Source organism: Halomonas sp. DP3Y7-2, assembly GCF_019800795.1.
GTDB classification, from domain to species: domain Bacteria; phylum Pseudomonadota; class Gammaproteobacteria; order Pseudomonadales; family Halomonadaceae; genus Halomonas; species Halomonas litopenaei_A.
In genome coordinates, this window is record NZ_JAHVKJ010000001.1 from 502417 (window position 1) to 515632 (window position 13216).

Consider the following 13216-nt stretch of genomic DNA (forward strand, 5'->3'; position numbering starts at 1 on the left):
GTCGCGTGGCTCAGGGCCGGTTCGGGTCGAAGTGGGAGCGCAGTCCCTGCCATACGCTCACGTAGTCGCGTTGGCGGAAGTCGGCGGCCAGAGCCTTTTCAGTGGGCTGGAACACGTAGCGACTCTCGAACATGAAGGCCAGAGTCGCGCCCAGGTAGTGGGGTTCCAGGCATGCGTTCGAGGCCTTCTCGAAGCTCTCGGCGTCGGGGCCATGGGGCGACATGCAGTTATGCAGGCTGGCGCCGCCGGGCAGGAAGCCCCCAGCCTTGGCGTCGTACTCGCCATGGATCAAGCCCATGAATTCGCTCATCAGGTTGCGATGGAAGTAGGGCGGGCGGAAGGTGTTTTCGGCCACCATCCAGCGTGGCGGAAAGATCACGAAATCGATATTGGCCATGCCCGGGGTATCCGACGGAGAGGTCAGCACGGTGAAGATCGATGGATCCGGGTGGTCAAAGCTCACCGTGTTGATGGTGTTGAAGTTGGCCAGGTCGTACTTGCAGGGCGCCAGGTTGCCGTGCCAGGCCACCACATTCAGTGGCGAGTGGTCGAGCCGGGCCGCCCATAACCTGCCTGAAAACTTGGCCACCAGCTCAACGTCGCCGCTGACCTCCTCATAGGCGGCGACGGGTGACAGGAAATCGCGCGGATTGGCCAGGCCGTTGGCCCCGATAGGGCCAAGCCCCGGCAGCTCCAGCGGACTGCCGTAGTTTTCGCAGACATAGCCTCGGGCCTGGTCGCCCTCAACAATGCGTACCTGGAACTTGACCCCACGGGGGATCAGCGCGATCTCGCCATTCCCTACGTCCAGAGTGCCGAACTCGGTGCGCAGGCGCAGGGTGCCGAGCTGGGGCACGATCAGCAGCTCACCGTCGGCGCTGTAGAAGAAGCGCTCGGTCATGTCGCTGTTGCAGGCATAGAGGTGGACGCCGCAGCCGGTCTGGGTGCCGGCGTCACCATTGACCGCGATGGTGGTCAGGCCGTCGATGAAGTCGGTGGCCGCCTCGGGCATAGGGACTGGGTCCCAGCGCATCTGATTGGGGTCTGCGGCAGGCCGTGATAGCGGCGCGGTGGCAAGATCACCGCCATCCAATGGATGGTAGGCGCTTTGGGCCACCGACGGGCGGATGCGGTAGAGCCAACTTCTCAGGTTGTGGCTACGCGGCGCGGTAAAGGCCGAGCCGGTGAGCTGCTCGGCGTACAACCCGTAAGGGCATCGCTGGGGCGAATTCTGCCCTTGGGGCAGGGCGCCAGGCAGTGCCTCGCTGGTGAAGTGGTTACGAAAGCCACTCTGGTAGGTCAGAGAGCTTCGTCCAGGGCGGGGAGACATGAAAGACACCTCCATCGAAAAGACGACTGCTGATGTCCTTTTAATATAGTTTCAAAAGAAACTAATTGGCACGTGACTTTAGTGGAATACGCCCAAAGAGTGTTCTCCGACACGGTTCGCGCAAGACGGGCGTGAAGTTTATGCGCTTCCACTTTCCGGCAAAACGTCTTGCTAGCGGGACTTTTTCATGCTGAACAAGCACTTTTTTGTCGCTGGTGAAGACGTGATAACACGGCGGCTAAAGTGCACTTCGGTCTCGTTCAACCATCGCTGTACGGATACGATTAACGGCCTAAAATCGATGTTTGTTTTTCACTGCAGGTGATCTTTACTTGTGTAATTTCAATGGTTTGTATTTTAATATAAGCGTTTGTTTAATTTAATAAAATAATGATTTATGGGTTCTGCCGGGGACAGCAGCCGCTCAGGCTGTTGCACGAGCCGCAGGCTCGCGTTCTGCCGACCGGCAAGGCGACGCCGGCAACACCTGCCAGGTATAGGCGGGGAGGCAGACAGGGAGATGAGATGTCATTGATGGCACCTGAGTTCAGAGAGAGAACCGATCACCAGGTGTACTGGATGACCGGGCAGTTCCGCGAGCGTGACCGTGAAGATGTATATCGCCGCACCATAAAACCAAGGGTTCGCTTTGAGTCGCGCCTGGCGATTGTCGTGGCGGCGATGATCTTTGGTATGTTCACCATTTCCGATTACTTTTATGTCGGTCAAAGCGCTGCCTTTTATGCGCTGGTCATCATGCGGGCCATTGTCGTCGGCTGTTGTCTGGCGCTGGCCATGGCCATGGCCATAGGGCGTTGGGGCAACTACAGCCAGCGCCTGTGGTTGCACGCCCTGCCGCTCTGGATATTGGCGACCGGCATTATCCTTATCGTCCCGCTGCGCCCTGATACGTTGTCGACGCAGATGCTGGCGGTCATCGTGGCGATCATGGCGTTCTACCTGCTGATTCCTAACCTGTTGACGGTGGTGACCGGCGCCAGCCTGTACCTCAGCGTGGGCTTTCTGGTGGCTGTGGTGCTGGCGACGGATGTCTCTGCGGTGGTCATCTTGCGCATCACGCTGCTGCTGATCATGGCCAATGTAGTGGGATTCTTTGCGCTGCTTCGGGTGGAATACCTGCAGCGCAAGCAGTTTGCGTTGTTGCATGAGGAGCGCGGCCACAATCGGCAGCTGCTCAGGGAAATGGCCCATCGGCGTTCTCTGGAGTCACAGCTGAGGCGGCTGGCCGAGCAGGACGCATTGACCGGCCTGGCTAACCGAGGCCACTTCATGAAGCGTGCCCAGACCCTATTTCAGCGCTCCCGCATGGAAGGCATTCCGCTTAGCCTGTTCATGCTGGATGTCGATCACTTCAAGGTCATCAACGACACCTGGGGCCACAGCCAGGGGGATCAGGTCCTCATCGAAATTGCCGAGGCCTGTCAGCAGTCGCTGCGCCCACAGGACATTATCGGGCGTTTCGGCGGCGAAGAGTTTGTGGTGGCACTGCCGGACACTCGCCTTGACGATGCGAAACAGGTGGCTGCCCGCCTGCAGCAGGCTATCGCCGGGCTCGCCTCGCGTTCCGACATGAGCATGCTGGCCTTGAGCGTGACGATCGGCATTGCCGAAATGCGACCAGGGGATACGGACCTGGATGCGCTCTTGAAGCGGGCCGACAAGGCGCTGTATGTCGGTAAACGGGAAGGCCGGGATCGCGTCGTGGTGAGCTGAGTCAGGTGTTAAGCCCGCCGACTCAGGGGGGCATACTGGATGGCATCATGAGTGACGGTCGCAAGCGTCACGTTCGTATCACCACACGGATGTCACTACAGGGGTGTCACCGCATTGCTGCTCCTGCCTATCCCGGCTATCGTTCGGTATTCATCCATAAGCTGGCGTTCACGTCGGCGGCCGAACGTATCCTCCGGGGAAGACGCCATGGGCTCGCGTGAGCGCGATACCGCTACCAATACCGATATTGCTAGGCTGGATCTGCAGCAGTTTCTTCCGTACCGGCTGAATCGCCTGGCGGACAGGCTCAGCCAGGCGCTGGCACAGATGTACGCAGAGCGCTACCAGCTGACCATTGCCCAGTGGAGAGTGCTGGCGTGGCTGTCCCATCTGGATGAGCTGTCGGCCAAGCAGATCGCCCAGGCCACGGGCATGGACAAGGTGCGTATCTCTCGCGCGGTGCAGGCGCTGGAGGAGCGAGGGTTCATCCTGCGCCAACCCGCGGATCATGACCAGCGGGTGCAGCACCTACGCCTGACGGCGGCTGGAAGGGCGCTGTTGTCCACGCTGATTCCCGAGGCAAGACAGTGGGAAGCCGATGTCGTGGCCACGCTCAGCGCTGAGGAATATCGCGACCTGATGGGTCTGGTCGGGCGGCTTGAAGACCGGCTCGATCAGCTGGAGCAGGGGTGTGATTCCTCTCTTGGGGAATGATCTTTGCCTGATCTGTGGCTGATCTTTGCCTGACCTGTGCCTTATCTATGGCTGACCTGTGCTTGAGAGGGGAGACCTACGACGGCGCTCCCTCGCCGTGATGATCAGCCTCACTTGGTGAGAGGTCGGGCAGACGATGTAGCGTCACGGGTGCTGCTGGACCTTCAGCTTCGGCCAATGAGCAAGCCAGGCCTTTTCCTCGAGTCGCTGGCGAAAAGCGTCGGCCTTGCCGCTTTTCGGGTTGAGTGTAATGGTGCCGGCGAAAAGTGGCGCCAGTCCGAAGGGGGCAATCAGTTCGATCTCTTGATCGCGTGAGAGCCTGACGCCAACCGCTGTTTCCAGCTCCACCCAATAGCTCATGGCATCCGCGGTCGACGTATAGGGGGCGTCATGATTGCGAATGTGCATTCTTGCCTGGTTTTTGACCGACCAAGGCAAGGGGGATTGCTGTTCAAGGAAGTGCTGGATGGCCGCGTCGCTCTTCTGACACGTCCTGGTGGGCGCGTAGTGGATGAGGTCAAGGTCGTTGAGAGGGGAGGGCGTCAGCTTGTCATGACGCTTATCCCAGACCAGATTTCGCACAAAGCCTGCGGCTAGGCACCAATCTTCCAGGTCCAGCTCCGCCGCCAGACGGAGGGCTCGCATTCTTGATGCGTCACTGCGAAGCCACGTCCTAAGGGTGGCGTCATGATCACTGTGGCGGGTCGCTCTTCGGTGTGAAAGCGCGGATAGCGTTTTCATTCACCTATCACCCACCAGCCATCTTTCTCAACCACGGGTACCGGGTCCAGCGCTTCGCCCTGGGCGGGGCCGGAGATGCCTTCACCGCTGTCGAGGCGAAAGCAGGCCTGGTGATGGGTGCAGATCAGCAGTTCGCCGTCCCGACTCATTATCGTGTCGCTGCGCCCGTTCAGGGGCAGGTACTGGTGGGGGCAGGCGTTGAAGTAGGCGCGCACCTCTCCGCCGGCATCACGGGCGATGATCAGAGGAAACCGACCGCTATCGCTTTCCAGGGACAGGCACTGACTGTCACCAGGGGGCAGGCGGGAGCATTCCAGCAGCACGGTACCGGCGGGTGGAGCGCTCTTGTACTGACGCCAGGCGTCGCTCATGACAGGTCCTGTGGAGGATGACGGAATGATGCCGGTAGAGATATCAGGGCTTGAACTCGTCGGCCTCGGGAACGCGCCCGCCCAGTTGTGCGGTGATCTCGGCAGCGGTATCGCGCACTCTTTCGCCCAGCGCGTCCAGTCGCTCATCGGGGATGCGTGCTACCGGACCCGACACCGAAATGGCGGCCAGAGGCGTGCCGAGTTCGTCATGGATGCAGGCCGCCACACAGTGCAGGCCGATGGCATGTTCCTCGCGGTCGCAGGCGTATCCACGCTGACGAATCTCGGCCATGGCGCGGCGCAGCTCCGAAGGGCTCGACAGAGTATTGACGGTAACGCGGTCCAGTCCACGTTCTGCCAGGACCCGCTCTAGATCATCATCGGGCAGCCAGGCCATCAGTGCCTTGCCCACGCCTGAGGCATGCAGCGGTGCACGAGAGCCCAGGCGGGTGATCATGCGCATCATCTGGGGGGATTCGCTCTGGGCCAGAAATACCGCGGTTGTTCCATCGCGTACGCCCAGGTTGGCCGTTTCGCCGGTGTCTCTGGTTAGCCTGCGCAGGTAAGGGCGGCTGGTGGCAACAAAGTCGCGAGCCTCGAGAAAGCTGTTGCCGATGCGGAAGGTCTTGACGTCGATGCGCCACACGCCAAGGGTTTCGTCCTGTGTCACGAAGCCCTGGCTCAGCAGTGCCTGCAGTAACCTGTGCGTCGTAGAGGGGGCCAGGTCGGCCTGCTCGGCAATATCGGACAGGGCCAGCCCGCCGGGGCGCATGGCCAGCAGCTCCAGCAGATTGAGTCCCCGCACCAGCGACTGGCTATGGCCTCCGCTGGTCTTGCCGGTGGCCGGTCGCCCGGCTGCTCTGCGCTTGTTCTCCGTCACCTGTCTTCTCCTGGGGCTAGCCATGAACCTGTTGCTGAAGGGCTAGCATACCTGCAGGTGCAGCGTCTTGTCGCGTTTACGGAAAACGCTTCCATAACCAGTCCTTGGGTGAAAAGTGAAGGATGAAAGGAGAACGTCGTGAGTCGAGCGCCCTTTATCGATGTGTCCACCGTGGGCGGCGCTTGGCGACAAAAGCGTCGATGCCCTCTGCCACATCCTCGGCCATCATGTTGGCCGCCATGACCTCCCCCGCATAGGCGTAGGCCTGGCCCAAGGGGAGTGCCCGTTGGCGGGCCAGCATCGACTTGCCGGTAAACAGCGCCACCTGGCTCTTGGCGCGCAGGTTATCCAGCAGTGCCTCAAGGCAGTCATCGAGCGCGTCGGGCTCGGCGACACGGTTGATCAATCCCCACGCCAACGCCTGCTCGGCATCAATGAAGTCACCGGTAAACAGCATTTCAGCCGCCTGCTTGGGGCCGATGTTGCGGGTCAGGGCAACGGCGGGTGTCGAGCAGAATAGACCCACGTTGATGCCAGATACGGCGAAGCGCGCGCTGCTGGAGGCGACTGCCATGTCGCAACTCGCGACCAGCTGGCAACCCGCGGCAGTGGCCAGGCCTTGAACCCGGGCGATCACGGGGACCGGGCAGTCCTGCAGGCGCTGCATCACCCGCGAGCATTGGGCGAACAGCTGGCGGTAGGCGTCTTCATCTTCCAGGGCGCGCATCTCCTTCAGGTCGTGGCCGGCGCAGAACGCCCGGCCCTCTGCGGCGATCACCACGGCACGCAGGTCAGGGCTGGGGGAGATGGTCGTAAAGGCATCATCCAGCGCCGTCAGCATGTCCTGGGACAGTGCATTGAAGCTGGCGGGACGATTGAGGGTCAGGTGCACGATCCCGCGGTCGTCGTGGCGGACGACGGCAGCGTCGTCGTTGGCAGGTAGCGCAGAGGGTGAGGCGGACATCGTGGTGGCTCCAACGAGGGCGAACCTGGCAAGACTAGCGCGGGAGCACCGGTTGTCGGGGCGTGCTTCGACCAAAGGGCTAGACCAAGGAACGCGATCATCGGGCGAGTGATCGAGCCCGGTGGTGATAGATCGTGAGGGAGGCCAGACCCAGAGGCTCGTGCTAGACCATGGTCAGGCGCTGCCAGGATGACGTAGATTCGTTGGCATGCCTGACGATACGGAGCCCGCATGCACAATGACGAGCAACCGCCGATACCGATGAGCGGCGACGTGCTGGCCACGCCGCGCAGCCGCCTGCGCCCCTTCGAAGCGTACGACCTGCCCGCCTTGAGCCGGCTGTTGGCCGATCCCAGGGTCATGCGTTACTCCCTTGGTGGGGTCTGCGACGTTGCGCGTAGTCAGGCATTTATCGAGGCGTGTCGTCAGACGTACGGGCAAAAGGGGTTTGGTTACTGGGCCGTGGTGCATCCGGTCTCCCGTGCCCTGATGGGGTTTTGCGGTTTCGATCACGAGACCCTGGATGGCGAGCAGGAACTGGCGATTGGCTATCGCTATGCGGTGCGTCATTGGGGTAGGGGCCTGGCTACTGAAGTGGCGCGTGCTGTCGTCACCCATGCCTTTACGGTCACTGACAGCGAGTCATTGGTGGCGGTCATTGATCCTGCCAATGTGCCATCGACGCGAGTGGCTCAGCATGCAGGTTTCCAATGGGAAGGGATGACGACGCTGCAGGGCCAGCGCGTCAAGGTCTACCGGCGGCATCGCTACCGTGACGTCAGAAGCTGCTGAGTCTGGACACGTGGCTGCACCCACGGGCCCTGGTTGGGGCTCGTGGGTGCTGTTTCTGCGTGGGAGAAGGATGTCGTGAGCAGGGCCGGTTCAGTTCGGTCGCTGCCGGTGATGGCGCTGAGGCTTAGACGTCGTCACGGAACACTCGGTCGCTTTTCGGTAGAACCAGGTTGAGGATGATGGCGAACAGCGCACCAGGAATCAGCCCCGACTCAATGATGGCTTGAAGGTTCTCGTTCAGGTTGGCGTAAAGCCCCTCCTGGGCGGGTAGACCCACCGCGGCGGAAAGCGATACGCCGATGATCACCATGTTGCGTTTGTTGAAGTCGATGTGAGACAGCATCTTGATGCCGGCGCTGGCAATCATGCCGAACATGATCAACACAGCCCCACCCAGCACGGAGTTGGGAATGCTGGAGACAATCGCGCCCAGCTTGGGGATGAGCCCGGCCAGCAGCAGGAAGGCACCGCCAATGGCGACCACATAGCGACTGACGACGCCGGTGAGGGCGACCATGCCCACATTCTGGCTGAAGCTGATCTGCGGAAAGGCGTTGAAGATGGCGGCGAACACGCTGGAGATGCCGTCCGCCATGACACCACCGGACAGTTCCTTGGGCGTCGGCTCCCGGTCCAGGCCTCCGGCAGTGGTGCCGACAATATCACCGATGGATTCGGCGCAGGTGACGATGGCCAGCAGCACCACGGGAAGAACGGCAGCCAGATGGAACTCGATGCCGATGGCCAGGGGCACAGGAAGGGACAGCCAGTCAGCTGTGCCGATGCCTGAAAAATCAATCAAGCCAAAGCTGGTGGCCGCCACGTAACCGACGACCAGGCCGATCAACGGTGCCGTTTCGGACCAGATGCCGCGTCCATACTGGTGCAGGCCCAAGGTGACGATCAGTACCAGGGCGCCTAGCAGCAGGTGATGGGTGGCGCCAAAGTCCGCCGCGCCGAAGCCGCCACCCCAGTAGGCAAAGCCCACCGGCATCAGCAGTGTACCCAGCATGACCACAAAGGTGCCGGTGACCACTGGCGGGAACAGAAAGCGAAAGACCGGGAGAAACAGGCCTACCAGGGCCATGGCGATACCGCCGCAGAGTGCAGCTCCGAGCGCTGCTGGCAGGCCCATGCCTACGGCGATGGGAATCAGAACCGGCACGAAGCCGAAGCTGGTGCCCATCACGATAGGCAGTCGAGCACCAATGGGGCCGATACCGAGTGACTGCACCAAGGTGGCGACACCGGCGACAAACATCGCCGCCTGGATCATGAAGGTGGTTTGATCCGCCGGCAGATCCGCAGCACCGGCAATCAGGATGGGAACGGTCACGTTGCCGACGAACATCGCCAGCACATGCTGCAAGCCAAGCGGTATCGCCCTTCCCAGTGGCGGCATGGCATTGACGTCGTGGGTGGAGCGAACCGTGGGCCGGTCGCGGTTATCGCCAGTGGATTCTTGCGTATGCATGGCGGGATCCTCTCCTGTTGTCGTTGTAGTGCCAGGCCGTCCCCTGGCCTGGGCGATGAGTCCGGTCCAGCGCATCAGGTGTCAGTCCTGGTGGCTGACTGCCGTGATGCAGCGGTGATGAACAATGGCGTTGCAAGAACGATGCCACGCAGCAGGGCTCCGTGGCGTCGGTATCGCTCTTGCCGTGTTGTCCTGCTGGCTAGACCGCTTGTCGAAGCCGCGCCGCCGCCTCGCCATGACGGGCCAGCAGGGACCCCAGGTCGACATCGACGGGCAGCCCGTCGACGACTCGCCAGCGGCCGGCCACCATGACGCGATCGGCCCGATGTGCGCCGCACAGCAGTAGCGCCGCAAGCGGGTTTTCTGCGCCGGAGAAACGAGGCTCGTCCAGGCGAAACAGCGCCAGGTCCGCCTGTTGTCCAGCGTCAAGTCCGCCGATGTCGGTTCGGCCCAGGCAGCGGGCGGAGCCTTCTGTGGCCCAGCGAATCACGTCCTGGTGACGCACCTGGCTGGGGGAATAACGTAGCCTGCCGATCAGCATGGCCTGGCGCATCTCTTCGGCTAGATTGGAATGGTCCGCCGAGGCCGAGCCATCCACGGCAAGCCCTACCGGGCTTCCGGCGGCCTCCAGCTCCAGCGTTCGGCACATGCCGGAGCCCAGGACCATGTTGGAAGAGGGGCAGTGAGCGATACCGGTACCCGCCTTGCCGAGTCGGCTGACCTCGTCGTCGTTGAAGTGAATGCCATGGGCCAGCCAGGTGCGATCGCTGAGCCAGCCGGTATCTTCCAGATAATCCAGCGGACGCATGCCGAACAGTTTCTGGCAGTAGTGGGTCTCGTCTTCGGTTTCGGCCAGGTGGGTATGCAGACGAACGTCCTTGGCCTCGGCCAGGCGGGCGCTGTCGATCATCAGTTCGCGGCTGACCGAGAAAGGGGAGCAAGGTGCCAATGCCACGGTAATCATGGCGCCATCGCCGCGCTGGTGATAGGCGTCGATCAGGCGGGTGCTCTCATCGAGAATGGTGGCTTCGTCCTGGACGACGGATTGAGGTGGCAGGCCGCCCTGATCGCGACCCAAACTCATGGAGCCTCGCGTCAGCGCTGCCCGCACCCCCAGCCGATTAGCTGTCTCGACCTGTACGTCGATGGCATGTTCCAGGGCCCCGGAAAACACATAGTGATGATCCGCCACGGTGGTGCAACCGCTCATCAACAGTTCCACCATGGCGAGTTCGCTGGCCAGCGCCAGTTGAGCCTCATCCAGGTGGGCCCAGACGTCGTATAGGGTAGTGAGCCAGGGAAACAGTTCCTTGTTGAGCGCAGGCGAGTAGGCCCGTGTCAGCGTCTGGTAGAAGTGGTGATGGGTATTGACCAGTCCGGGCAGCAGCACGTGCCGGGAGGCATCGAACATCTCGTCGACGGCTACGCTGGGCACCTGGCCCGCGCCGAGCTTCTCGACAATACGTGAGCCCTGCACCACGACGCCTGCTGTAGCGGCGGGGTCGCTGGTGGCCAGCGGCTGCCGGATCCATGTCGTGGGTGTGTGTGAATGCATGCATTCCTCCTTCGCGAAGCGAAGGGTTACCCAGGCAGGGTGAGGCGCTTTCGGCATGCGGTAGTGTTCATGACACTAACCGCTGCCAGGAGCCGTCACCGCATGGCGTCTGGCCGAATACCTGGTTCAGGTGCCTTCAAGGATGGCTACCGATGGAGGTGTGCGCGGTCTGTGTCCGACTGCACCTCCATGGAACCGACGGTGGCCGTGTACGACAGCAGATGTGCGATATGAGTGCACAGTCCTGGTACGCAATCGCTGTCAGTTATTGTGTACAAAATGGCCGTGGCCTGATGAGTTGTCAAGCCGACGCTCATAAGGGTCAAGTGTCGCCGTGATGCCGAGCCGCCCGACGGCGGCTCAGGCGGTCACCGAACAGATAGGCGCCAAGCGCGACGAGAATCAGCGCGGCGCCGGCCAGCATGGAGGCTGAAGGGGTCTCCTGGTTGAACAGCATGCCAAGAGAGAGCGCCAGAACCGGAGTGATCAGCGTGACCAATGCAACGCTGGCCGCGTGCAGCCGCGACAGAATGAGGTAGTAGCAGAGGAAACCGATCAAGGAGCCAAACAGGGCGAGATAGAGCACTGCCCACAGGCCGCGGTCACTCAGGGGGATGGTCAGGGGCTCGCCACTGGCTAGCCACAGCACCAGAAAGCACGGCATGGAGCCCGCCAGGGCGCCGACGGTCTGCTCGAGAGGGTGAAGTCCCGCAGAGATGCGCTGGACCGCTATGCCGCTGCCACTGAACAGCGTGACGGCGGACAGCATCATGACCAGGGCCACCAGCTGCTGGCCGCTGCCGAGGGCGAGGCTGTCGAGAAAGACCACCGCCAGGCCTGCCACTCCCAGGCCGCAGCCAATCCAGTGCCAGCGCTTCAGCCGCGTGCTGCCCGGCAGCGTCTGCAGGATGATGCCAGAGATCAGAGGGGCCATGCCGAACATCACTGAGAGCATGCCCGATGGCAAGAATTGGGAGGCATAGTAGCTCAGCGCCATGGCGCCAAACACACCCGGAATGGCGGCGGCGTAGCTGACCAGCGCGCGGCGGTCTGTGCGCAGTGTTCTGCGCAACACCAGCAGCAGCACGATGCCGGCCACCAGCGCCAGTCCCATGCGCAGCATGACGCTGCCGATGGGGGCGCCGGCTTCTGCGCTCCATTTGATGGCGAGGGGCGTCGAGGCCCACACCAGTACCACGATCAGGTAGGCCAGTCCGGTCGGCATCGGGCATCCTTGTGAAGCGCTCAGCGGGGAGAGATCAGGATAGGTCTTGTTGGCATGAAATGTCGTCTGTCGCTCATCCTGGGACGACAGCAAGACGCCGCCCTCCCGAAGGAGCGCGGCGTCGTCGAGCTGGAACAGCGTCCGGCGGCCTAGTCGGCGTAGTTGGTCTCGGAATAGAGAACCCGGGTACGCAGGGTGTGATTGACCTCGCGCAGCGCCTCCAGGGCCTGGGGTCCATAGGCCTTGTCCACATCGATGACCACGTAGCCGACCTTTTCATTGGTCTGCAGGTACTGGCCGGAAATGTTGATGTCATTTTCGGACAGCACGCGGTTGATCTCGGACATCACGCCAGGCACGTTCTCGTGGATGTGCAGCAGGCGGTGCTTGTCCGGATGGGCCGGCAGGGCCACCTCGGGGAAGTTGACCGAGGTGATGCTGGTGCCATTGTCGGAGAAGGTCACCAGCTTCTCAGACACTTCGACGCCGATGTTTTCCTGGGCTTCCAGGGTGGAGCCGCCGATGTGCGGGGTAAGAATGACGTTCTCCAGACCCCGCAGCGGGCTTTCGAAGATGTCGTCGTTACCCTTCGGCTCGACCGGGAAGACATCGATGGCGGCGCCATTGAGGCGGCCTTCCTTGATGGCCTCGGCCAGCGCCTCGATCACCACCACGCTGCCGCGGGCGGCATTGATCAGGATGGCGCCAGGCTTCATCAGGCTGATCTGCTCTTCGCCGATCATCCAGCGCGTGGACGGCAGGTCCGGCACGTGCAGGCTGACCACATCGGAGCGGGCCAGCAGCTCCTCCATACTGGCGACCTGGCGAGAATTGCCCATCGCCAGCTTGGTGATGACGTCGTAGTAGATGACGTCAAAGCCAAGCGCTTCTGCCAGTACCGACAGCTGCGACCCGATGCTGCCATAGCCGACGATGCCCAGGGTCTTGCCACGAGCCTCGTGGCTGTTCTTGGCACTTTTCAGCCAGCCGCCCTGGTGGGCGCGCGCATTCTTTTCGGGGATACCGCGCAGCAGCATGATCGCTTCGGCCAGCACCAGTTCCGCCACCGAGCGAGTATTGGAGTAGGGCGCATTGAATACCGGGATACCGCGCACCAGTGCCGCACCCAGGTCGACCTGGTTGGTGCCGATGCAGAAACAGCCAACCGCGACCAGCTTTTCGGCTGCCGCGAACACCCGCTCATTGAGCTGAGTGCGGGAGCGGATACCGATGAAGTGCACGTCCCGGATCTTCTCGATCAGCGTGGCCTCGTCCAGCGAGGTCGGCAGATGCTCGATGTTGGTGTATCCGGCATTGAGAAAATTGTCCACTGCACTCTGGTGGACGCCCTCGAGCAGCAGGATCTTGATCTTGCTTTTGTCCAGGGACGTTTTGGCCATGGTCGAATCAACCTCTTGGAAGTGGCGGCAGCCAGC

Annotated in this window: 12 protein-coding genes; 3 read left to right on the forward strand and 9 right to left on the reverse strand. The window is 62.0% G+C overall.

Annotated features, from left to right (window positions below; all coding sequences use genetic code 11):
• Positions 1-10 precede the first annotated feature (10 nt).
• Complete coding sequence (gene hmgA / locus KUV45_RS02180) at positions 11-1330, reverse strand: homogentisate 1,2-dioxygenase (protein ID WP_222162218.1); 1320 nt, start codon at positions 1328-1330, stop codon at positions 11-13.
• 525 nt (positions 1331-1855) lie between these two features.
• Between hmgA and KUV45_RS02185 the strand changes: the two genes are divergently transcribed.
• Together KUV45_RS02185 and KUV45_RS02190 are read left to right on the forward strand one after the other, a co-directional pair.
• Positions 1856-3064 (forward strand): GGDEF domain-containing protein, encoded by a 1209-nt coding sequence (locus KUV45_RS02185; RefSeq protein ID WP_224851914.1) that lies wholly within the window; start codon positions 1856-1858, stop codon positions 3062-3064.
• Between the two features lie 207 nt (positions 3065-3271).
• On the forward strand, positions 3272-3778 hold the full coding sequence (locus KUV45_RS02190) for a MarR family winged helix-turn-helix transcriptional regulator (protein ID WP_222162217.1): 507 nt from the start codon (positions 3272-3274) through the stop codon (positions 3776-3778).
• A 144-nt stretch (positions 3779-3922) separates the two neighbouring features.
• Here KUV45_RS02190 and KUV45_RS02195 read toward each other — a convergent pair whose 3' ends face one another.
• From KUV45_RS02195 to KUV45_RS02210, 4 genes are all read right to left on the reverse strand, one after another.
• A complete protein-coding gene (locus tag KUV45_RS02195; protein WP_222162216.1) occupies positions 3923-4423 on the reverse strand; it encodes a nucleotidyltransferase family protein in 501 nt (166 codons plus the stop codon).
• A 92-nt stretch (positions 4424-4515) separates the two neighbouring features.
• Entirely contained in the window at positions 4516-4890 is a 375-nt protein-coding gene (locus KUV45_RS02200) for a Rieske 2Fe-2S domain-containing protein (protein WP_222162215.1), read from the reverse strand.
• 43 nt (positions 4891-4933) lie between these two features.
• Positions 4934-5770 carry an IclR family transcriptional regulator gene (locus tag KUV45_RS02205; protein ID WP_222162214.1) on the reverse strand — a complete coding sequence of 279 codons (837 nt, stop codon included), beginning with the start codon at positions 5768-5770 and terminating at the stop codon, positions 4934-4936.
• A gap of 154 nt (positions 5771-5924) precedes the next feature.
• Positions 5925-6734 (reverse strand): enoyl-CoA hydratase, encoded by an 810-nt coding sequence (locus KUV45_RS02210; RefSeq protein WP_222162213.1) that lies wholly within the window; start codon positions 6732-6734, stop codon positions 5925-5927.
• Positions 6735-6965: 231 nt separating this feature from the next.
• Here KUV45_RS02210 and KUV45_RS02215 point away from each other — a divergent pair, with 231 nt between their 5' ends.
• Entirely contained in the window at positions 6966-7526 is a 561-nt protein-coding gene (locus KUV45_RS02215; RefSeq protein ID WP_222162212.1) for a GNAT family N-acetyltransferase, read from the forward strand.
• A gap of 124 nt (positions 7527-7650) precedes the next feature.
• Here the strand turns inward: KUV45_RS02215 and KUV45_RS02220 are convergent, their stop codons facing one another.
• The 4 genes from KUV45_RS02220 to serA all read right to left on the reverse strand — a co-directional run bounded on the left by KUV45_RS02220 (position 7651) and on the right by serA (position 13180).
• The gene (locus KUV45_RS02220; RefSeq protein ID WP_222162211.1) at positions 7651-9000 is read right to left on the reverse strand and encodes a uracil-xanthine permease family protein; all 1350 of its coding nucleotides are present in this window, start codon (positions 8998-9000) and stop codon (positions 7651-7653) included.
• A gap of 199 nt (positions 9001-9199) precedes the next feature.
• Positions 9200-10555, reverse strand: a complete 1356-nt coding sequence (locus tag KUV45_RS02225; RefSeq protein ID WP_222162210.1) for an 8-oxoguanine deaminase — start codon at positions 10553-10555, stop codon at positions 9200-9202.
• Between the two features lie 322 nt (positions 10556-10877).
• A complete protein-coding gene (locus KUV45_RS02230) occupies positions 10878-11780 on the reverse strand; it encodes a DMT family transporter (protein WP_222162209.1) in 903 nt (300 codons plus the stop codon).
• Between the two features lie 149 nt (positions 11781-11929).
• Complete coding sequence (serA, locus tag KUV45_RS02235) at positions 11930-13180, reverse strand: phosphoglycerate dehydrogenase (protein WP_206942183.1); 1251 nt, start codon at positions 13178-13180, stop codon at positions 11930-11932.
• Between the last annotated feature and the right edge of the window lie 36 nt (positions 13181-13216).